The organism is Clostridium sp. KNHs205, assembly GCF_000702945.1.
Lineage (GTDB): Bacteria > Bacillota > Clostridia > Lachnospirales > Lachnospiraceae > Anaerocolumna.
In genome coordinates this window covers 3,824,012-3,845,241 of sequence record NZ_JNLE01000003.1, presented here as the reverse complement: position 1 = coordinate 3,845,241, position 21,230 = coordinate 3,824,012, and the positions used below count along the sequence as shown (strand labels likewise).

The following is a 21,230-nucleotide window of genomic DNA, read 5'->3' as shown; positions in this document are numbered from 1 at the left end:
TTAAGTATCAGAAAGCGGTGAGTGGCATGATTGTGATAAATGAAACGGAAAGTGCCAGACAGATAAAGGCTGGTGCAATTCTAGGTTATCTCACCATTGGAGTTAATCTTCTGGCAGGATTAATCTATACACCTTGGATAATACGGAATCTGGGACAGGATAATTATGGCCTTTACACCTTATCAGTATCCATAATCAGTATACTGGTTATGGACTTTGGTCTTGGAGCTGCTGTTACCCGTTTTCTCTCATTATACAATTCCAAAAATGATCAGGAGGCTATTAATAATCTTCTGGGTATTATTTATAAACTGTTTATCTTTCTGGATTTTATCATCCTTCTGGTGCTTGCCGTTGCATATTTTAATATAGGCAGTATCTATAAGGAACTATCTCCCGCAGAGATTGAGAAGCTGAAGGTAATCTTTATTATATCCTCCTGTTACAGTTTGTTGTCTTTTCCTTTTGGAACCCTAAACGGTATCTTAACCTCCTATGAGAAATTCATACCTTTAAAAATCAGCGAACTCCTTGCCAAAATTCTTAATATGGGGTTAATCTTTGGTGCGCTGCAGATGGGGTATGGACTTAATGTTTTAGTGATTGTCAACGCGGTTACCGGTGGAATAAGTATTTTATTAAAGCTTGTGTTTGTAAAGAAATACACCTTTATCAAAGTGAACTTTCGTTATAAAGCAAAGAAAATAACCCGCGAGATTTTTCAGTTTTCCATATGGACGACAGTTATTTCCATAGCACAAAGATTTATCTACAACATTATCCCCAGTATTCTTGGTATATACAGCGGTGCTGTCAGCATCTCAGTCTTTGGTGCTTCTGCCACCATTGAAGGAATGGTTTACACCTTTGCTACTGCAATTAACGGCTTGTTTCTGCCAAAGGTATCGAGGATCCTGAATGAGAAAAACCGAGAGGATAATCTGTTGAATCTTATGGTAAAGGTAGGAAGAATTCAGCTTATTCTCATTGGAATGATCTTTACCGGCTTTCTGGCTGTTGGCAGGGATTTCATAGGCTTCTGGCTGGGAAGCGGATTTCGTAATGCATATATCTGTATTCTCCTTCTGGTATTGCCCAGTGTAATTGAACTGCCTCAGCACATTGCAGTATTAACAGTTACAGCCTCAGGAATGGTTAAGATGCAGTCCATCGTCTATACCATAATGGCAGGTATTAATATCCTCTTTTCCATGCTGTTAACCAGAGAATATCAGGAAATCGGTGCAGCAGTCTCTGTATGTATTGCCTACCTCTTTCGCACAGCAGCAATGAATGTGGTATATCATAAAAAGCTTAATATCAATATCCCTGTTTTCTTCCGGGAATGTTTTGGACGATTATGTCTTCCGTTGGGAATTTCCCTGGCAGCAGCTGTTTTTATAGCATTTCTACCTGGTGGTAAAATAATGCTGTTTCTGGCAAAAGGTGCAGCCATGGTAGTTATCTATCTGGGTGTTTTCTGGATTTGCGGACTTAATACTTTTGAAAAGGGACTATTCTTATCTGTTTGTAAGAGGGGTATTGGCAAGTAAAGATAAATAAATGCTTCGGCTATTGAAAGGATTGTATTTATGAAAACCAGACTGGCAGTTATTATTCTTCATTATAAAAATTATAAAGAAACCATAGACTGTATCAACAGTGCACTTAAGCAAAAAGGATCAGGGTATGAAATTGTAGTAGTGGATAACGGTTCAGGGGATAATTCCCTTAAGAAGCTTAAGAGAGAATTTGCAGGGACAGCACATATTACCTTTAAAAGGTTAAAAGAAAACAAAGGGTTTGCCCGTGGAAACAACGCAGGTATCCGTTATGCAAGAACTTATCTGGGAGCAGAGAACTGTTTTGTGTGTAATAGCGATATCGTATTTGAGGAGACTCTTTTTGAGGAATTATTAGCTACGGCAGTAAGAGGAGTTGGTGTCATTTCACCGGCAGTTTATGACAGGGAATACCACCCTCAGCCAATCTCAGTTAATACCAGCAATCCATATGCCTTAATGCTTTTCAGTTTTCTTTATATTCATTACCGTAGTGTCATTGACAGGATGAAAGAAAGATTATATGAATTGCCCTTTCTGCCGGTTTTATTTTCAGGCTTGACTGCCTCTGCAGATCCTTCTGAGCCTTTGGCGGGAACTGAAACGAAACAGAATACCTATTGTATACAGGGATGTGCTTTTCTTCTGACGAAGGAATTCTTCAGTCATTATGATAAACTATATCCCAAAACCTTTCTTTACAGTGAAGAACTGAATTTGGCCGTTTATCTGAAAAAGGCGGGTCTTAAAGGAATTATTGCAGATACCTCACCGGTAATTCATAAGGGAGGGCAATCGTCTTATAGTCAGAATAACAAGGAAAGACTCCTGATGCGGAGAGAATATGCAAAGAAGAGTCTTTTAAAATCGCTTCCCTTGCTCTTATTACCTTACACAAGAATAAGAAGAATATAGCTAATGGAGGATATCCGATTATGAAACGGTTGAAATTAATGACAATTTTAGGAACCAGACCTGAAATTATTAGACTTTCACAAATCATAAAGAAAAGTGACAGCTATTTCGATCATATCCTGGTTCATACGGGACAGAACTGGGACTATGCTTTGAATCAGATATTCTTTGAAGATCTATCCTTAAGGTCACCGGATGTATATCTGGATGCAGTGGGAGATAACCTTGGAGGCACCATAGGAAATATAATCTCCAAAAGCTATGAGCTGATGCTGACAGAAAAACCGGAGGCCCTTTTAATTCTGGGGGATACGAACTCGGCTCTTTCAGCAATTGCTGCAAAAAGATTAAAGATTCCCGTTTTTCATATGGAAGCGGGCAACCGATGCTATGATGAGAATCTGCCGGAAGAAATCAACCGCCGGATCGTAGACCATATTGCGGATGTGAATCTTTGCTACAGCGAACAGTCAAGAAGATATCTCCATGGTGAAGGCATACCTAAGGACAGGTGTTTTGTAACCGGCTCCCCTATGGCAGAAGTGCTGTCAGCAAACCGTGTAAATATTGAGAATTCAAAGATATGTGAGAAGCTGGGGTTATCTGAACAGCAGTATATCGTTCTGTCAGCCCACAGAGAAGAGAACATAGATAATGAGAAAAATTTCTTTGAACTTATGAAATCCGTTAATGCACTTGCTGAGACCTATAACATACCTGTAATCTATTCCACACATCCAAGATCTGCAGGTTTTATAGAGAAGCGGCAGTTTCATTTTCATCCAAAGGTAAGATCCTTAAAACCTTTTTCCTTTTCAGACTATAATTATCTGCAATATCATTCCTTCTGTACGGTATCCGACAGCGGGACCTTACCGGAGGAAGCTGCCTATTTTAAGTCATTTCCTGCTGTTTGTATCAGAACCTCTACAGAAAGACCGGAAGCCTTAGAAAAAGGAGCATTTATACTGGGTTCCATATCTTCTGAGGAGGTATTACAGGCTGTAGATCTTGCAGTCACCATGACAGACAGAGAGGAAAAGATTAGTCCGGTACCTGATTATACGGATGAAAATGTGAGCACGAAGGTAATTAAGATTATACAGAGTTATACCGGTATCATTAACCGTATGGTCTGGAGAAAGGATTCATAAGACAGGACGGGTTTTATTTCTGTTGTAACTTGTAATACCCACTCATATAATCTATAATAAAAAGCAAGAATAAGATAAGAAAATGAATCAAATAGGAACGAGTGGATTACAAATGGCAGAATATATTAATGAACTTTTAGAATCGTATGGGATTAATTCCAGATTATCCTCATACCTGACAACGGGAATAATGATAGTACTTATTGTAGTGATCAGCACTTTGCTGTATATTACAGCAAAGAAAATATTATTAAAGGTGCAGGCAGGTCTGGCTGCAAGAAGCAAATCAAAATGGAGCGATATCTTAATCAATAATAAGGTATTGGAACGGCTTATACGTATTGTCCCTGCTATTACCGTGCATGCCTTTGCGCCCGCCTTTCCGGCTTATCAGATAATGATACAGCGAATGGTATTTTGTTATATTGTTTTTGTTATCCTGTTAACCCTTGATAAATTCCTTGATACAGCAGATGAGTTGTATCAGACTTTTGAAGTATCAAAGGTCAGGCCAATTAAAGGATATCTGCAGGTAGTAAAAATTATAGCTTATGTTATAGGCATTATAATAGTAATTGGAGTGCTGCTAAACCGTTCTCCCTGGATCTTATTAGGCAGTATCGGTGCTGCATCCGCAGTGCTTTTACTGGTATTCCAGAATTCCATTTTAGGTTTTGTAGCAGGTATTCAGTTAACCTCCAATAATATGCTCCAGATAGGCGATTGGATAGAAATGCCTAAATACGGTGCAGACGGAGAAGTAACAGAACTTTCTCTCCATACAGTCAAAATCAGAAATTGGGATAAAACCATTACAACCATACCTACTTATGCAATGGTAACAGAATCCTTTAAAAACTGGAAGGGTATGCAGGAAGCAGGCGGAAGAAGAATTAAGCGCTCCATATCCATAGATATGACAAGCATAAGGTTCTGTGACGAGGAGATGATTGGGAAATATAGCCATATTCAATATATCAGCGAATATCTGGAGAAGAAACACAAGGAAATAGAAGAGTATAACAAGCTTAACGGAATAGATCCAGTAAATATGGTTAATGGCAGACATCTGACCAATATCGGTACCTTCCGGGCATATATTGACAGTTATCTGAAACACCATCCCAAGGTTCATAAGGGTATGACCTGTATGGCCCGGCAGCTGGAGCCGACAGACAATGGACTGCCTATTGAGATCTATGTATTTATTAATGATACAGCCTGGGCAAATTATGAGACCGCACAGGCAGATATATTTGATCATATAATGGCTGTTATACCGGAATTCGATTTAAGAATATTTCAGAATCCAACAGGCTATGATTTTAGGAAAATTTAAAATCAGCTGTATTAATAGTGGCGAAAAAGATAGCTAACCATGATTTGGTAGAGGTAGCTATCTTTTTTATTATGCGGATTTAAGTATGCTTATCCATCACTTTTTACAATAAAATATTAATGATACCAATTATACAATAGTAATTTGCAAATGCATATTATTTGCATTTATATTGACAAGCTTGAAATAAAAATATATAATCTCTAAATACTATACACAAAATAACTGCATTTCAAGGCAGCAGTTTATGAGAAAGGCATGGTTATAAATATGGCAAAATGTAAATATACCGGTAAATCCGTAATGTTTGGCAATAAGGTAAGTCACTCTGACAGAAAAACAAAACGCATGCAGAAACCAAATCTGAAGAAGATAAAAATCATTGTAAACGGTACCCAAAAGAAAGTTTGGATATCTACAACTGCACTAAAATCAGGATTAGTAACACGAGCATAAACAGGAGGCAAAAATGCAAAAACCAGTAACCATAATAACCGGTTATCTTGGCTCCGGTAAAACAACAGTTATGAACGAGCTGCTAAAGTCACATGCAAATAAAAAGCTTGCTGTGATAGTAAATGATATGGGCAGCATTAATCTGGATGCAGATATATTAAAGAAAAGCAGCGCAGTACATAGGGAAGAAAAAATGATAGAATTACATGACGGCTGTATCTGTTGTACTTTGCGGGAAGAATTCATGGAGCAGATCGAACAGTTATCCAATACCAAAGAGATAGAAGCAATACTGGTTGAAGCTTCAGGAATCAGCAATCCAGTCTCACTGGCTGAAAGCTTCCTTCAGTATGGAGATATAAATGAAAATTCTTCTGTATACTTAAATTCCCTTGTTACGGTAGTTGATGCAGACAGAATCTATACAGAATTTCTGGTGAAAATGGAAGATTTGCAGGAAGCAAAGGAAGGTATGGAAGCTGATACAGAAGAAGATCCGGATATAATAAATCTGGTAATGGATCAGATTGAGTTCTGTAATCTTATTATATTAAACAAATGTGATTTACTGAATTCAGAAGAGCTCGACCAGGTAAAAACAGTCATAAGAAGGTTGCAGCCGGAAGCGGATATCATTGAAACCGTTCGGGGAAAAGTAGATGCCGACCTGATTTTTCATGAGAAGCGTTTTGATTATGAGAAAGTAAACAATTCCTCCGCTATTCAAAAGGCACTTTTGAGGGAATCAAAAGCTGATGAAGGTGAGCAGAAGGAATATGGGATTAATTCATTTGTGTATGAACAAAGAAATCCTTTTGATTATAATGCCTTCATAGAATTTTTGGAACTTTACTATCCCACAGATATTATTCGGGCAAAGGGATATATCTGGTTCTCGGATGATGACATACATGTACAGCTTTTTGAACAGGCGGGAAGAAATTCATCGATAACAGAAGTGTCAAACTGGATAGCAGCTTTTCCTCCGGAGGAGCAGAAGGAAGTATTTAAAGAATATCCCGAAGTCCTGACGGAATGGGATGATATACTCGGAGATAGGATGAATCAGATTGTATTTATAGGAAAAGAGATGAATATAGAAAATATCAGAGATCAGCTGGATGGTTGTACAGTCAGTTATACTCCCCTCGTAGTATAACTCCGCAACTTTCGTTATCTTAGCTCCGGTGAAACATCAAAGATACATTCCAGGCCATGGCGAATTTCATCTAACCACATAAATTCACCCTTTTTGATACACCAGGTTACCTCTTGTCCCAGAAACATATAAGAGGCTGCCCGGAATAAAGTGAGGGCATCATTTCTATTTCTGAACTGACCGGCTTCCTGCCCTTTTTTAATTATCATAACTACAACATTGGTCAATTCCTCTCGAAAATCGTAACTTCCATAATCTACTTTCAGATTACATGTGAGCATCTGACTCATGAAGTCTGTACCGAACTTACTGGCTTCTTTGATTAGACTTTCAAAGCAGATCAGCAGCTGATCCCAGTAATTATCTTTGGACAGAATAGAAATTAGATGTTTTGTGATGTTCTTAGTGACTGCATCATGAAAATTGAGGATGGCATCCTCTTTGGACTTCAGATGATAATAAAAGGCAGTTTTGGAGATATCACAGGCATTACAGATATCAAGTACGGTTACATTTTTATAACCATTCTTAAGAAAGAGTTGATTCGCTGTTTCTATGATAATATCCCTGGTTATTTTATCAGACATATTCCCTCCCCAGTATATATACATTAATAATACTAGTATCATTAATGCAATTTATGTTTCCTATATCATACCATAAATATTTAGGAAATTCTATATTGACAAGAATATAACAATAAGAATTAACGTTATAAACGTCCCTTATTCCGGTAGTTATTTAGTTCTGCTAAAGCTTTATGAGAGATTAAAACCAACTGCAGCCACATAATAATAAAATTTATAATTGACATAATAAGGTATATGTTTTATGATGTAATTGTTGCATCGAGGCAATGGTAGAATTCCATTGCCTTTTTGCATACAGACACTGGTTTCTGCAGAAGGTTTTAAGAAATTTCAAGAAATTAATATATATTTATAGTAAATACTGTGTTTTACCAATCTGTCAATTGAAAATGGAGAGTATATGTTTGATAAATTGAAAGAGAGACAATTACATAGAATTAATTAAGAGGCACCTCATAATGAGGTGCCTCTTTTAACTTTATTGTGATAAAGCATTAGTAATATAAATTATTTAAATTTCAACGCTTATTATAAATTATTTGGAGGTTCATATGGAAGCTGTACTGATTAACGGAAGTAGTTTAACCCTTGAGGAGGTAGAGAAGGTATGCAGGCATAATGCACCGGTAATACTTGCTCCGGAACAGGAGAAGAAAGTTGTAGAATCCCGGTGCGTCGTTGATAAACTGGTGGAAGAGGGGCAGGTGGTATATGGTGTCACTACAGGATTTGGAATGTTCTGTAACCAGGTAATTTCAAAAAGCGAATCCAAAAAGTTACAACGTAATCTGATTATTTCACATGCAGTGGGTGCCGGTAATAATCTGAACCGTGATGTTGTAAGAGGAATAATGCTGCTGCGTGTTAATAATCTGGTAAAAGGATATTCAGGTGCAAGACTGGAAACCATTAATACACTTATTCAAATGCTGAATGCAGGTGTAACGCCCCTTATTCCGGAAAAAGGTTCTCTTGGTGCAAGCGGTGATCTGGTTCCTCTGGCGCATATGGTACTGCCCATGATCGGAATGGGCAAAGCAGAATACAAAGGGCAAATATATCATGGTGCTCAGGCAATGGAGCTTGCTAATATACCTATCATTGAGCTGACAGAAAAAGAAGGCCTTGCACTTATTAACGGTACACAGGTAATGACCGCAATTGGAGCACTTACCGTGTTTGATGCCATGAATCTGCTTAAGATATCTGATGTTGCTGCAGCTCTGAGCTATGAAGCACAGAATGGTATAATCAATGCCTTGGATCCCAGACTTCATGAGGTTAGACCTCATAAGGGGCAAATTGATACGGCAGCTTTACTTTGTACTCTGTTAAAGAACAGTAAAAATGTAACGGAGCAGGGAGAAATCAGAGTACAGGATGCCTACTCCCTCCGCTGTATTCCTCAGGTTCATGGAGCCAGTAAAGACGCACTTCATTATGTCAAAGAAAAAATAGAAATAGAGATGAATTCTGTGACGGATAATCCCATAATATTTACGGATACGGAAGAAGGCATCTCCGGCGGTAACTTCCATGGTCAGCCAATGGCTATAAGCTTTGATTTTCTGGGAATTGCAATTGCTGAGCTTGCAAATATCTCAGAACGGCGAATTGAGAGAATGGTTAATTCCTCACTAAGTGGTCTGCCTTCCTTTCTCATAGAAAAAGGCGGCGTAAATTCTGGCTTTATGATTGTACAGTATACTGCAGCCGCACTGGTGTCAGAAAATAAAGTACTAGCTCATCCGGCAAGTGTTGACAGCATACCTTCCTCAGCAAATCAGGAGGATCATGTGAGCATGGGAACTATTGCAGCCAGAAAAGCAATGAGTATTATGGAGAATGTACGAAGAGTGCTTGCAATTGAATTAATGTGTGCCTGCCAGGCAATTGACCTTCGCGGAGACAGAGGTCTGGGCATAGGAACGGGTGCGGCTTATGCCCTGATCCGTGAAAAAGTAGAAAAACTGGATGAGGACAGACCGCTTTATGAAGACATTAATAATTGTGAGAATCTGATTATAGACGGTTCTCTGGTATCCGCTGTAGAGGAAAAAGTCGGAGTTCTTGCGGTTTAACTCTTTTCTTGCATTGACATAGGAATATTTGAACAATAAGGTATGACATAAATAAATATACTTTAAAGAGGTCAAGGGGTCACTTATATATAAGCTCACACTTAAATTTCATATAACAGAAGCTGAACTGCTTTGCTGTAGAATGGAGGACTATGGAAAATAAAAAAATAACGGATGCCATGAAAATTAAACTGGAGGCTGTATTACCTGAATATCCGGTTTTTAAAGAGGGTGTAAGACGTGCGCCGAGAAGAGAGCTGACACTTAATGAAAGGGAAATCAAGCTAGCCTTAAAAAATGCGCTGCGCTATATACCGGATTCACTGCATGAGGTCCTGGCTCCTGAATTCTTAGAAGAACTGAGAACCAGAGGAAGAATCTACGGTTACCGTTTTATGCCTAAAGAACGGATCTACGGAAAGCCTATGGAAGAATATAAGGGGCGATGCCTGGAAGGGAAGGCCTTTCAGGTGATGATAGATAATAACCTGGATCATGAGGTGGCACTTTATCCGTATGAATTGGTTACCTATGGTGAGACGGGGCAGGTTTGTCAGAATTGGATGCAGTACCAGTTGATTAAAAAATATCTGGAGGAGCTGACAGAGGAACAGACTCTGGTTGTAATGTCCGGTCATCCAATGGGAGTATTTCATTCTCATAAAACAAGCCCAAGAGTAATTATAACCAACGGACTGATGGTCGGAATGTACGATAATCCTGCAGACTGGACAAAAGCTGCCGCTATGGGAGTAAGCAATTACGGACAGATGACAGCTGGAGGCTGGATGTACATAGGCCCGCAGGGGATTGTCCACGGTACCTATAATACACTGTTAAATGCAGGGCGAAAGGTCCTTGGAATTTCCGGTGAAGAAGACCTAAAAGGCCATCTGTTTGTCACCTCCGGCCTTGGAGGGATGAGCGGAGCACAGCCCAAGGCCATTGAAATAGCCGGTGGTGTAGGCATTATCGCGGAAGTGGATGCAACCAGGATAAATACACGCCTTGAACAGGGCTGGATATCCAGAGTGACCGGAAATACGGAAGAAGCCTTCTCGCTGGCACAGGATTATCTTGCTCACAAACAGAGCATCTCTATTGCTTATCACGGTAATGTTATCGATTTACTGGAATATGCAGTAGAGAAGCATATCCAGATTGAATTACTTTCCGACCAGACATCCTGTCATGTGCCATATGACGGCGGTTACTGCCCTCAGGGACTGACCTTTGAACAGCGGACGGAGCTATTGAGTACGGACAAAGAACATTTTAAGGCTTTGGTCGATCAGTCCCTGAAAAAGCATTTCCACCTTATAAAGACCTTAACAGATAGAGGAACTTATTTCTTTGATTACGGAAATGCCTTTATGAAAGCCGTATTTGATGCCGGTATAACAGAAATCGCCAAGAACGGAAAGGATACCAGCGAAGGGTTTATATTCCCTTCGTATGTTGAGGATATCATGGGTCCCATGCTATTTGATTACGGCTATGGTCCTTTCCGCTGGTGCTGCTTAAGCGGTAAGCCAGAGGATTTAATAAAGACCGATGCAGCAGCTATGGAAATGATAGATCCTAATCGACGGGGACAGGACAGGGATAATTACATCTGGATTCGTGATGCCGGAAAGAATAATCTGGTAGTCGGAACCCAGTGCAGAATTCTGTATCAGGATGCTTTTGGCAGACGTGATATTGCTCTTAAATTCAATCAAATGGTTAAAGATAACATAATTGGACCGGTTATGCTTGGAAGGGATCATCATGATACCGGCGGAACAGACTCTCCTTTCAGAGAGACCTCCAGTGTTTATGACGGAAGCAATATAACCGCTGATATGGCAATACAATGTTATGCCGGGAATGCAGCCAGAGGAATGAGTCTTGTTGCCCTTCATAACGGAGGTGGTGTCGGTATCGGCAAATCCATAAACGGAGGTTTTGGATTGATTTTAGACGGCAGTGAGAGAGTGGATGAGATCATCCGGGCAGCTATTCCCTGGGATACCATGATAGGAGTATCCAGAAGAAGCTGGGGCAGATGTGAGAATTCCATGGAAACCGCAGCCGAATACAATGAAGTCATGGAGGGAAAGGATCATATTACACTTCCTTACCTTGCAGATGATAAGCTTATTGATAAACTGCTTGAAGACAGCAGGAGCTTAAATTAAGAAGTGGGAGAGGTAAGCATGAATTATATCATTCGAAATGCCGCTGAACTTGTAACCTGCGCCGGAGGGGTTAAGGCTGGCAAGGATATGAACAATATCGGAATAATCAAGGATGGCGCAGTAATCATAGAAAACGGAAGAATCACAGCGGTTGGAACGACGGAAGAGCTGGATAGAAGAGATACAACGGGTTATGACGTTATTGATGCCTGCGGGAAAGCTGTGTTACCTGGTTTTGTAGACTCACACACTCATTTTATCTTTGGAGGGTATCGTGCAGAGGAATTCTCCTGGAGACTTGGTGGTGAAAGCTACATGGAGATCATGAAAAAAGGCGGAGGAATTGCTGCTTCTGTAACTTCTACCAGAGAAGCCGGACGAGAGGAATTACTTCAGGCTGGAATGAAAAGACTTGATAAGATGATGGAGATGGGTATTACGACTGTGGAAGGAAAAAGCGGTTATGGCCTTAATAAAGCTACAGAATTACAACAGCTTGAGGTAATGAAAGAACTAAACCGTATTCATCCCATGGACATTGTAGCAACCTTCCTTGGACCACACAGCGTACCAAAGGAATATAAAGGAATGGAAATGAAATTTCTTGATTATATGCTGCAGGAAGTAATGCCGGTCGTAAAAAAGTCAGAGCTTGCCAGGTTCGCGGATATTTTCTGTGAGAAGAATGTCTTTTCAGCCGAACAGTCTGAGTATTATCTGAAATCAGCAAAGGCTATGGGCTTTGAGCTTAAGATTCATGCAGACGAAATGTCTGACCTTGGCGGAGCAGCACTGGCAGCCAGAATGAACTGTATCTCAGCAGATCACCTGCTGAAAGCCTCAGAGGAAGGGATACAGAGGCTTTCAGAACAGGGAGTAATTACAACCTTACTGCCGGCTACTGCCTTTTGCCTGAAGGAGGAATATGCCAGAGCAAGAGAAATGATAAATGCTGGATGTGCGGTTGCTTTGGCTTCAGACTTTAATCCGGGCAGCTGTTTTACCTATTCCATACCCTTATTGATTTCTCTGGCTTGTATCTATATGAACATGACCATTGAAGAAACTATTTCAGCCTTAACCATAAACGGAGCCGCTGCGCTTGGCCTCCAGGAAACTACAGGCAGTCTTGAAACAGGTAAAAAAGCAGACATTATTATGTTAGAATATCCGTCCATACATTTTCTTCCCTATCATACCGGTATTAATCTGGTAGAGATGGTTATGAAAGATGGCAAAATCATAAGGAGGCAATAGACCAGCAAATGAAAATAAACCTGGAACGACTGGAGAAGAATCTGAAGGAATTGTCGCAGTTCGGACGAAATGAAGACGGCGGCATTGACCGTTCACTGGGTAGTGAGGCTGAGGAAGAGGCAAGAAGCTGGCTGCTTGAAAAGGCTCTGGATATGGGAGCGACCATTAAGATTGATGCAATGGCTAATATATGGATTAACTGGAAAACAACCAACTGCGATAATAAACCAATCACTCTTGGCTCACATCATGATGCAGTACCAGACGGCGGAATGTACGACGGTGCTTTAGGAGTGCTGATGGGGCTTGAAATAATGCAGACCTTAAAAGAGAACCGGGTGCCGCTTAAACATCCACTTCAGGTAGTATCCTTTACTGCAGAGGAACCCAATCCTTTTAATATTTCAACTATGGGAAGCAGAGGAGTAACAGGTAAACTTACTTTAGAACAGCTGCAGGCTTCCAGACATCTTATAACCGGTGAAAGCCTTACGGCTGCATTAAAACGTGCCGGCGGAAATGTTCAGGGATTGCTTAAAGCGCAGTTAGGAAAGGATGATATGGCAGCCTTTCTTGAATGCCATATCGAACAGGGGCGAAACCTCTATGACAACCAGCTTTCTGCCGGAACGGTATCTAAAATCACAGGAATATACAGAGAATTAATTACAGTGAAAGGTGAAGCTAATCATGGGGGAACCACACTTATGAACCACAGACATGATGCATTTCTGGCAGCAGCTCAAGCCGCTTTAGCAGTTGAAGAGACAGCGAAAGCATTAAACCGCAGGGATGTGGTCGCTACAGTCGGCTGGTTGGAGGTTAACCCGAATTCTGCCAATATTATATCCGGTAACACAAAGTTTATAATGGAATTTCGCTTTCCCGCGGAGCTGGTCAAACAGCAGATGCTTCAAAGTATAGATAAGGAATTTTTTGTAATTGAGAATAACCGTGGAATTAGCTTTCGCCGTGAGATTATCCTGGATCAGGCACCTGCGCCAATGGATGAAGGGATAATGAAAATCATAGGGGAAGAAATATCTAAAGAACAGGCGCCTCTGTCAACGGTAGCAGAAGAAAGCAGTGGTCTGGAATTTATTGATCATGTTCCAGTGCTTGTCAGTATGGCAGGTCATGATGCAGTACATATGTCAGGTATTACGAAAACCGGCATGATTTTTGTACAGAGCATTGAGGGGAAGAGTCATTGCAGAGAAGAAAAAACAAATAGCAAGGATATTGAAATTGCAGGAAATGCACTGCTAAATGCAGTTCTTAGACTGGATAAGGAGCTAAAACATGAAAACCTTAATTAGACCCAAATTAGTATATTACAAGGGCACTTTTCAGGAGAATATTTCTGTCTTAATAGAAGACGGGACAATTGTACAAATCGGTGATGTATTGGATATCAGGCTTAAGCATACACCGGAACAGGAGTTGATATGGGAGAACATGGTTATGTTACCAGGAACGGTAAATGTACATAATCACAGCTTTCAAAGTCTGTTAAGAGGGCTGGCGGTTGGAAAGCCCTTCTTAGAATGGCGTGATAAGGCCTTATACCGGATTTCTCCTTTACTAAGCCCTGAGGATATCTATGTAGGAGCGCTGCTGGCATTTGGGGAAATGATGAAATACGGTGTTACCTGTGTTTCTGATTTCTTCTACCTGCATAATAACGGACTTGAGGGTGATATGGCAATTATACAGGCTGCAAAGGATATCGGAATCCGTCTGGTGCTTGCCAGAACCATGTATGATTGGACGGGTGCTCCCAAAGGTTACATAGAGACTGTCCCGGAAGCCGTTATGAATACCAGATATCTGGCAAAACAGTATAATAATACTGCAGATGCAATGACAACTATACTACCGGCTCCTCATAGTCTTCATGCTGCCACACCGGAGATGATACAGGCCGGACATGCTTTGGCACAGGAGCTTGGAACTAAATTTCATATCCATGTAGCGGAGGAACCCTTTGAAGTAAAGGAAGTGTTGGATAAGTACCAGCTGCGTCCGGTTGAATATTTTGAGAAGCTCGGCGTGCTGGATGATAAGATGGTTATGGTGCATGCTGTATGGTTGAATGACAGAGAGAAAGAACTGATGGCTGCAAATAGAGCCAGTCTTGCGTATTGTCCCTCCAGTAACATGTTTTTGGCTGATGGTGTTACAGACATTGCGTGGATGACAGAAGCAGGAATTAATATTGGGTTGGGCAGCGATGGTGCCTGCAGCAATAACCGTATCAGTGTGTTTGAGGAAATGCGCATGGCTTCCCTTTTACAAAAGGTCACGAAATTAAATGCTCTTTTGATTGACAGTGAACAAGCTTATAATATGGGAACCATTAACGGAGGTACCCTTTTAGACCTTCCCATCGGAGAAATCAATGAAGGCTATAAAGCCGACCTCTTAGGAGTGGACCTAACAGATATTTCGCTGCAGCCTTATTTCTCGGACTACGAACAGCTCCTGCCCAATATTGTTTATTCCATGCAGCCTACAGCTATAAAGGAGGTTATCGTAAATGGACACCAAACTGTTCATAAAGGGAAATTATCCACTATGGAAGAGGGTGATATCGTAAAGCAGGTCTCAGCTTTAAGCAGTAGAATCTATACGGCGGTAAGATCTTCTTATTAGATAACAGCATATCTGTAAATCTATTGTTACGTTGCATAATACCGACACAAAATGCCATATATCGACATATAAATATAATGCCTGGAATTATATCCTGACTACTTTAGATACATTCTGAGGGTTTGATTAAATGCTTATAATGGGCTGGGAGTCCGCTTTTTGGGGTAGACAAGGCTTGATTTTGGGTTGCATTTCCAAAATATCTGTAAAGTATATTCCAAAGCAGGCCGTCAGAACGGTAGGGTGATTTTCGAACACGTTTCAGATATCGTAGAAAATATCAGGCAAAACTTCTATCAATATTGACATTAGGAGGTATTTATGGCAAAAGTAGAGCTAGACCCTTTATTAATACCAAAGTATGTTAATCCATTATTTATACCGCCTGCCTATAAACCTGTTGTTGTAAAGGACCCAAAAACAGGAAAAGAGATTAGTCACAATTATACCATTACAATGAGCCAATTTACGCAACAGATATTGCCAAAGAAATTCCCCAAAACCACAGTTTGGGGGTTTGAAGGAAAAGTTACAGATCCCAAAAGCGGTAAAACCCATTATCAGCATAGTTCACCTGGGGCTACCATAAAGGCAGTAAAAGGAATACCGGTTAATGTACAATGGGTGAATGCTATTACAGAACCAAATCTCTTTGCAGTAGATCCAACCCTCCATTGGGCTAATCCTAATAATATGCCAATGCCGGAACCACCCTTTCTTCCCTATCCGGAGGGTTATCCACTGGCTCAGAGTCCGACACCTCTTGTTGTGCACGTTCATGGTGCAGAAGTAAGATCGGACTCCGATGGTTTTCCGGATTCCTGGTTTACGGCAGGAGAAGAGAAAACTGGAAGTACCTTTACGAAATCACGTTATTCCTATCCCAATGAGCAGGAAGCTGCCACATTATGGTACCACGATCATACCTTAGGGTTGACTAGACTTAATGTGTATGCAGGTCTGGCTGGTTTTTACCTTATAAATGATCCGAAGAATAGTTTATCTGAGTATCTTCCGTCAGGAGAATACGATGTTCCGCTTGTGATACAGGATAGATCCTTTTATGATGATGGTTCCCTTTTATATCCCAGTAACGGAATAAATACGCAGTTACACCCGTATTGGCGTCCGGCTTTTGTGGGTAATACCATTATGGTAAATGGAAGAGTATGGCCAAATTTCAAGGTTGAACCAAGACAATACCGTTTTAGGTTATTAAATGGCTCAAACAGCAGAATCTATAAATTTAAACTATCCAATAATCAGTCCTTTACCCAGATAAGTTCAGATGGCGGATTGCTGCCTCAGCCGGTAGAATTAACAGAACTCCTCTTAGCACCTGCAGAGCGTGCGGATATAATAGTTGATTTCTCCAGGCTTGCTGCCGGAGAATCTATCATTCTTGAAAACATTGCTAATACACCCTTTCCTAACGGTGCTCCGGCAGATCCTGAAACCGTAGGACAGATTATGAAGTTTACCATATCAGATAAATGTCCTACTGAACCCAAGAAATTACCGGATAAATTAAATATAATACCAAAGTTAATTCCTAATGTGCTTAATACAACGGTAACCTTAAATGTAGCAGTTGACTCAACGGGACTATCAGCGCTTCTCTTAAACGGCCAGATGTGGCATGCTCCTGTTTCAGAAGAGGCTATTATCGGCTCCACCGTGGAATGGGAGATTGTGAATATGACCAATGGAGCGCATCCCATTCATATACACCTGATCCAGTTCCTTATAAAAAACAGACAGAATTATGATTCTGTGAAATATGCAGAAGAATGGACAAAGCTTAACGGAACTCCGCCATTGGAAAATCCAACGGTTTCACTGTCCCCGGAGCCTTATCTTCAAGGAGAGCCCATCGAGCCGCCTCTTAACGAGACAGGATGGAAGGATACTGTATTGGTTATGCCAAATCAGGTAACAAGACTACTGATTAGATATGCGCCTCAGGAAGCCAAAGAAAAAGATGCAAGACCTTGTGTAAATCTGTTTCCTTTTGACCCAGGTTACGGACCCGGCTATGTTTGGCATTGTCATATAATAGATCATGAAGATAATGATATGATGAGACCCTATAAGGTGGTGCCTTGTATTGGTTGTGATATTCAAATAGATAAAATGAAATAAACTTCAGCTGTTGCTTGTGGCAACAGCTTTATATATTTTAGTATATTCATAAAAACAGGTTGAATTGATATAAAGTGAATAGAAAAGAATTAAATCTTTTATAAATAAAAATTACATAATATGACATATACAGCATAATTTGTAAGAAATGCGTAACAGTATTCGACATTTTTCATATTATATAATGTAATATAAATTAAGGAGGATTTTATAATGGATAACATCGTTCAACCTGCTGCCCCGGAAGAAGAATTAATTCCTTGTGAGAAAACTTGCCCGACCAGTGCATTTCAATTAGCAACAGTTTGTGTTCCGATTACTGTAGTTCCTTATGCAAAAGCTGGAATTCCTACAACCACTTGTTATGGCGAACCCTATGTTTCTCCAGGTAAAAAGGAATGCTGTGGCCGTCCTAATGGTACCTGTTCATTTACTTTAAGCCAGAAAATACTCGTTGAAGTACCGGTTGTTTTCGGTGCAAAAGCAGTTGTTGGAAATACTTCCGTTGATTGTGATTGTGTAAGTGCCAAGGATTTGATCATAAAAGATAATTATACAGAGGAAGAGACGGAATTAGCATAGACACTATAAGATTTTACCAATATACACATTTCCCCCAGGTATGAAAATGCCATGTATTCCTGCCTTTTTACACCTGGAGAAGAAAAGAATAATCAATTATATAATTGCTATCGTATTGGATGCATATGCTGCCACCAATACGATTTTCATTTTATTCAGTACTTACAAACATAGCATCTTTTTTATTCACTGTCATCAGAAGAATCCTTAACCTCATTATCTGATAAAGGAACCTTTTGTAATTTTGGATTCTTACCACAGAAGATAACAAGTGCAATTCCAAACAGGAACAAAAATATGGCAATAAACTGGGAGGTAGATAATACTCCGATATGTCCTCGTACCAGATCACCGCGGAAGAATTCAAGAATGAACCTGCCGGCACTGTAGAATATCAGATAGAAGCCTGCAATCTGTCCATCTGCCTTCACCCGTTTGGATAGGAAGACCAATACTGCAAAGTGCAAGAAATTAAGTCCGCTGGAAAGTGGCTGCGTCGGAATAAGTGCTACATCATTTGGCGCGAATTTGGATTCATGAAAAATAATATGAAAGAAGCTTTCAGTGTCATTTCCATAACAGCAGCCTGCAAAAGTACAGCCTACACGGCCGAAGGCCTGGGCTAAAGCAATGGAAGGCATTACGAGATCAAAATATTTTAAGAATTCTAATTTTTTAATACGACAGAAGATAAAACCGCCCAGGATACCGCCTATAATACCGCCATATACAACAAAACCTTCAGATACATTCAGTAGAATTGAAGGGTCAGCTGCGATTTCTTTCAGCTGTGTAAGTATGTAGAGAAGCTTCGCACCAAGAATGCCTCCTCCCAGACACCACCAGAAAAGTGCAAAAATCAATTCGTGCTTTAAGCCAAGTCTTTTCGCACGAAATTCTGAAACCAGATAAGCTGCGAAAGCACCGATGGCAATCATAAGTCCGTAACCGTATACGGTAAAAGGACCTATCGTGAATAGTTCATTTCTCATGAGTTATGAATCCTTTCTTCATTCCATTATAATTTCTGCATATAATGTTTTAATTGTGATATATGTATATATTTTCATTATAAAACATGGTAATTATTTTGTATACATAAAAATACAGATATAGGAATGCTTTATAAAATCTATAGCCCTTTATTTGTTCTTAACAAATTTACATTGATTTATACCATAAAAAATAGTAATATTATAACATTGGAGTTCATCTTATTACAGCGGCTTCAATATAAGGGTGCAACCAGGATAATACATATACTAATTACCACATGACAGGGTATTAAAGCTGTAAGAGAACATTCCATACATATGGCTCTCATGAATGTGGTAACAAAATGATAATTACATAATAACGAGAGATTAAATAAATAAGCTGTTAGAGCTCAACATACAGAGGTATGGACTTTAGATTTTGGGGGTCCTATGAATACCGTGAAAATATCGGAAATGATTAATAATTGATAAGAGAGGCATACATAATGAAAGACAACAAGACTTATCTGCAGGTAAAGGGTGGGAAAGCGCTTCGTGGAGAAATAGAAATCAGCGGTTCAAAGAACTCAATATTGGCATTAATTCCGGCAATGTGTTTAGGGGAAGGTGAAGGGGTACTTACACATATCTCTGAAATTTCAGATGTAGAAGCTATGAGAGGAATATTAGCAGAAATCGGACTGGAAATGATCAGTTATAATAACACAGTGAAGATAAGCGGGAATATGACTTATTCGGAATTGAGTAAACGCTATGTTACAAAAATACGAGCCTCCAACCTTTTTCTTGGTGTATTATTAGCCAGATTCGGTAAAGCAGTGGTACCCTTATCCGGAGGAGATAAGATTGGTAACCGACCAATCGACATCCATTTATATGTATTTAATAAATTTGGAATTCGTACTGATATAATAGATGGTTACGTCAAATGTGAAGCAACTGTATTTCCTTACAAGGGCCAGGAGATCTTCTTAAGATTTCCGAGTGTAGGTGCAACGGAAAATGCCATGCTGGTTGCCAGTGCCGCGGAAAGCGAAACTGTCATTTATAATGCTGCCATGGAACCGGAGATTGTAGATATGGCAATTCTGTTAAGTTCAATGGGTGTTAAAATAACCGGAGCCGGTACACCTGTGATACGGATTAAGCCAAATGCAGCCATCTTGCAAAGGACAGTACATGAAGTCATTCCCGACCGCCTGGAAGTCGGAACCTTTCTGTTTATGATTGCGGCTACAAAAGGTAAGGCTTTATTAAAGAACGTAATCCCTGAACATGTAATATCTGTAATTACGATTTTGTCTGATTCCGGTGCAGTAATTAATGCAAGAGAAAATAATATCTTTATTGATGCTACTAATTGTGAGCTTCAGGCAATTAATGTTGAAGCGTTGCCATTTCCCGGCTTCCCCACAGATTTGCAGCCCTTTGCTACGGTTTATTCCTTGAGCTGTAACGGTAAATCCTCTGTTAAGGATGCTGTTTTTCCGGTAAGATTTAACCACTTGTATGAAATCAGTAAAATGGGGATGGATTATGAAAGTATGCACTCACAGGTAATTATAAATGGTATTCAGAAACTGGCAGGAGCAACCATGAAGGGTACTGATATTAGAATGTGTGCAGCACTAGTTATGGCAGCTCTGCTGGCTGAAGGTGAATCCAAGATTTATGGCTTGGAGCATATCTTAAGAGGTTACGATAATTTCTTCTTAAAGCTTCTTGCTCTTGGAGCAGACATTTCCCTTATGAACAAAGGTGTCCCTGAGTTAATTGTCAGCCAGAATGCTTATAGCGGTTAAGTATATAATAGCAGCTTAAGGAGAGGTCTTATTAATTGCATAATACATAATTATAGGAGAAAAGATTCCTATGATTGATAGTACATAATTTATATGAATAGTAAATAAGCTTTCTATGAAACAGTATAAATAAGCTTTCTATGAAACAGAAAATAATTTTGCTGCGAAATAGTAAATAAGCTTTCTGTGAAATAGTTGAAATTCATCTTAAAAAATGTTATGCTACTAAGGATATATTAAATAACATAACATAATTATAAATTCAATAATATAACTGCAATTTAGTAAATAATATATGAGAGCTTATTCCTATAAGCTCTTTTTTAACGAGTACGAAAGTGCTTTACCTAAAATACTA

16 protein-coding genes are annotated in these 21,230 nt (G+C 39.7%); 14 read left to right on the top strand and 2 right to left on the bottom strand.

From position 1 onward, the window contains the following. The first annotated feature begins 32 nt into the window (after nucleotides 1-32). The 6 genes from BR73_RS0115805 (at nucleotide 33) to BR73_RS0115780 (ending at nucleotide 6,585) form a co-directional block, all read left to right on the top strand. Nucleotides 33-1,553 carry an oligosaccharide flippase family protein gene (locus BR73_RS0115805; protein WP_197032673.1) on the top strand — a complete coding sequence of 507 codons (1,521 nt, stop codon included), beginning with the start codon at nucleotides 33-35 and terminating at the stop codon, nucleotides 1,551-1,553. A 39-nt stretch (nucleotides 1,554-1,592) separates the two neighbouring features. After that, complete coding sequence (locus BR73_RS0115800) at nucleotides 1,593-2,477, top strand: glycosyltransferase (protein ID WP_033166322.1); 885 nt, start codon at nucleotides 1,593-1,595, stop codon at nucleotides 2,475-2,477. 20 nt (nucleotides 2,478-2,497) lie between these two features. Beyond that, complete coding sequence (gene wecB / locus BR73_RS0115795) at nucleotides 2,498-3,631, top strand: UDP-N-acetylglucosamine 2-epimerase (non-hydrolyzing) (protein ID WP_033166321.1); 1,134 nt, start codon at nucleotides 2,498-2,500, stop codon at nucleotides 3,629-3,631. A gap of 112 nt (nucleotides 3,632-3,743) precedes the next feature. Next, nucleotides 3,744-4,970, top strand: coding sequence for a mechanosensitive ion channel domain-containing protein (locus tag BR73_RS0115790; protein WP_033166320.1), 1,227 nt, complete (start codon nucleotides 3,744-3,746; stop codon nucleotides 4,968-4,970). Nucleotides 4,971-5,240: 270 nt separating this feature from the next. Beyond that, nucleotides 5,241-5,426, top strand: coding sequence for a 50S ribosomal protein L28 (rpmB, locus tag BR73_RS0115785; RefSeq protein WP_033167514.1), 186 nt, complete (start codon nucleotides 5,241-5,243; stop codon nucleotides 5,424-5,426). Between the two features lie 13 nt (nucleotides 5,427-5,439). Continuing rightward, nucleotides 5,440-6,585, top strand: coding sequence for a GTP-binding protein (locus BR73_RS0115780; protein WP_033166319.1), 1,146 nt, complete (start codon nucleotides 5,440-5,442; stop codon nucleotides 6,583-6,585). A 14-nt stretch (nucleotides 6,586-6,599) separates the two neighbouring features. Here BR73_RS0115780 and BR73_RS0115775 read toward each other — a convergent pair whose 3' ends face one another. Continuing rightward, nucleotides 6,600-7,172 carry a TetR/AcrR family transcriptional regulator gene (locus tag BR73_RS0115775; protein ID WP_033166318.1) on the bottom strand — a complete coding sequence of 191 codons (573 nt, stop codon included), beginning with the start codon at nucleotides 7,170-7,172 and terminating at the stop codon, nucleotides 6,600-6,602. Between the two features lie 554 nt (nucleotides 7,173-7,726). On the opposite strand from BR73_RS0115775, the gene hutH reads away from it, so the two are divergent. From hutH to BR73_RS0115740, 7 genes are all read left to right on the top strand, one after another. Next, complete coding sequence (hutH, locus tag BR73_RS0115770) at nucleotides 7,727-9,256, top strand: histidine ammonia-lyase (protein WP_033166317.1); 1,530 nt, start codon at nucleotides 7,727-7,729, stop codon at nucleotides 9,254-9,256. 152 nt (nucleotides 9,257-9,408) lie between these two features. Next, nucleotides 9,409-11,436, top strand: coding sequence for a urocanate hydratase (locus tag BR73_RS0115765; RefSeq protein ID WP_033166316.1), 2,028 nt, complete (start codon nucleotides 9,409-9,411; stop codon nucleotides 11,434-11,436). Between the two features lie 18 nt (nucleotides 11,437-11,454). Further along, on the top strand, nucleotides 11,455-12,693 hold the full coding sequence (gene hutI, locus BR73_RS0115760; protein WP_033166315.1) for an imidazolonepropionase: 1,239 nt from the start codon (nucleotides 11,455-11,457) through the stop codon (nucleotides 12,691-12,693). Between the two features lie 8 nt (nucleotides 12,694-12,701). Then, nucleotides 12,702-14,012, top strand: coding sequence for a Zn-dependent hydrolase (locus tag BR73_RS0115755; protein ID WP_033166314.1), 1,311 nt, complete (start codon nucleotides 12,702-12,704; stop codon nucleotides 14,010-14,012). After that, nucleotides 13,996-15,348, top strand: coding sequence for an amidohydrolase (locus tag BR73_RS0115750; RefSeq protein ID WP_033166313.1), 1,353 nt, complete (start codon nucleotides 13,996-13,998; stop codon nucleotides 15,346-15,348). Before BR73_RS0115755 ends, BR73_RS0115750 begins: the two co-directional genes overlap by 17 nt. 321 nt (nucleotides 15,349-15,669) lie before the next feature. Further along, entirely contained in the window at nucleotides 15,670-17,490 is a 1,821-nt protein-coding gene (locus BR73_RS0115745; protein ID WP_051685237.1) for a multicopper oxidase, read from the top strand. Between the two features lie 213 nt (nucleotides 17,491-17,703). Beyond that, nucleotides 17,704-18,072 carry a hypothetical protein gene (locus BR73_RS0115740; protein ID WP_033166312.1) on the top strand — a complete coding sequence of 123 codons (369 nt, stop codon included), beginning with the start codon at nucleotides 17,704-17,706 and terminating at the stop codon, nucleotides 18,070-18,072. A 182-nt stretch (nucleotides 18,073-18,254) separates the two neighbouring features. On the opposite strand, the gene BR73_RS0115735 is transcribed toward BR73_RS0115740, so the two are convergent. Further along, nucleotides 18,255-19,064 (bottom strand): prolipoprotein diacylglyceryl transferase, encoded by an 810-nt coding sequence (locus BR73_RS0115735; protein ID WP_051685236.1) that lies wholly within the window; start codon nucleotides 19,062-19,064, stop codon nucleotides 18,255-18,257. Nucleotides 19,065-19,555: 491 nt separating this feature from the next. On the opposite strand from BR73_RS0115735, the gene murA reads away from it, so the two are divergent. Further along, a complete protein-coding gene (gene murA, locus BR73_RS0115730) occupies nucleotides 19,556-20,872 on the top strand; it encodes a UDP-N-acetylglucosamine 1-carboxyvinyltransferase (protein ID WP_033166311.1) in 1,317 nt (438 codons plus the stop codon). Nucleotides 20,873-21,230 lie beyond the last annotated feature (358 nt).

What these genes read in the sequence shown, in the direction of transcription:
- BR73_RS0115800 (WP_033166322.1), top strand. Translation starts at nt 1,593, where the DNA reads ATGAAAACCAGACTGGCAGTTATTATTCTTCATTATAAAAATTATAAA.
- wecB (WP_033166321.1), top strand. Translation starts at nt 2,498, where the DNA reads ATGAAACGGTTGAAATTAATGACAATTTTAGGAACCAGACCTGAAATT.
- BR73_RS0115790 (WP_033166320.1), top strand. Translation starts at nt 3,744, where the DNA reads ATGGCAGAATATATTAATGAACTTTTAGAATCGTATGGGATTAATTCC.
- rpmB (WP_033167514.1), top strand. Translation starts at nt 5,241, where the DNA reads ATGGCAAAATGTAAATATACCGGTAAATCCGTAATGTTTGGCAATAAG.
- BR73_RS0115780 (WP_033166319.1), top strand. Translation starts at nt 5,440, where the DNA reads ATGCAAAAACCAGTAACCATAATAACCGGTTATCTTGGCTCCGGTAAA.
- BR73_RS0115775 (WP_033166318.1), bottom strand. Translation starts at nt 7,172, where the DNA reads ATGTCTGATAAAATAACCAGGGATATTATCATAGAAACAGCGAATCAA.
- hutH (WP_033166317.1), top strand. Translation starts at nt 7,727, where the DNA reads ATGGAAGCTGTACTGATTAACGGAAGTAGTTTAACCCTTGAGGAGGTA.
- BR73_RS0115765 (WP_033166316.1), top strand. Translation starts at nt 9,409, where the DNA reads ATGGAAAATAAAAAAATAACGGATGCCATGAAAATTAAACTGGAGGCT.
- hutI (WP_033166315.1), top strand. Translation starts at nt 11,455, where the DNA reads ATGAATTATATCATTCGAAATGCCGCTGAACTTGTAACCTGCGCCGGA.
- BR73_RS0115755 (WP_033166314.1), top strand. Translation starts at nt 12,702, where the DNA reads ATGAAAATAAACCTGGAACGACTGGAGAAGAATCTGAAGGAATTGTCG.
- BR73_RS0115750 (WP_033166313.1), top strand. Translation starts at nt 13,996, where the DNA reads ATGAAAACCTTAATTAGACCCAAATTAGTATATTACAAGGGCACTTTT.
- BR73_RS0115745 (WP_051685237.1), top strand. Translation starts at nt 15,670, where the DNA reads ATGGCAAAAGTAGAGCTAGACCCTTTATTAATACCAAAGTATGTTAAT.
- BR73_RS0115740 (WP_033166312.1), top strand. Translation starts at nt 17,704, where the DNA reads ATGGATAACATCGTTCAACCTGCTGCCCCGGAAGAAGAATTAATTCCT.
- BR73_RS0115735 (WP_051685236.1), bottom strand. Translation starts at nt 19,064, where the DNA reads ATGAGAAATGAACTATTCACGATAGGTCCTTTTACCGTATACGGTTAC.
- murA (WP_033166311.1), top strand. Translation starts at nt 19,556, where the DNA reads ATGAAAGACAACAAGACTTATCTGCAGGTAAAGGGTGGGAAAGCGCTT.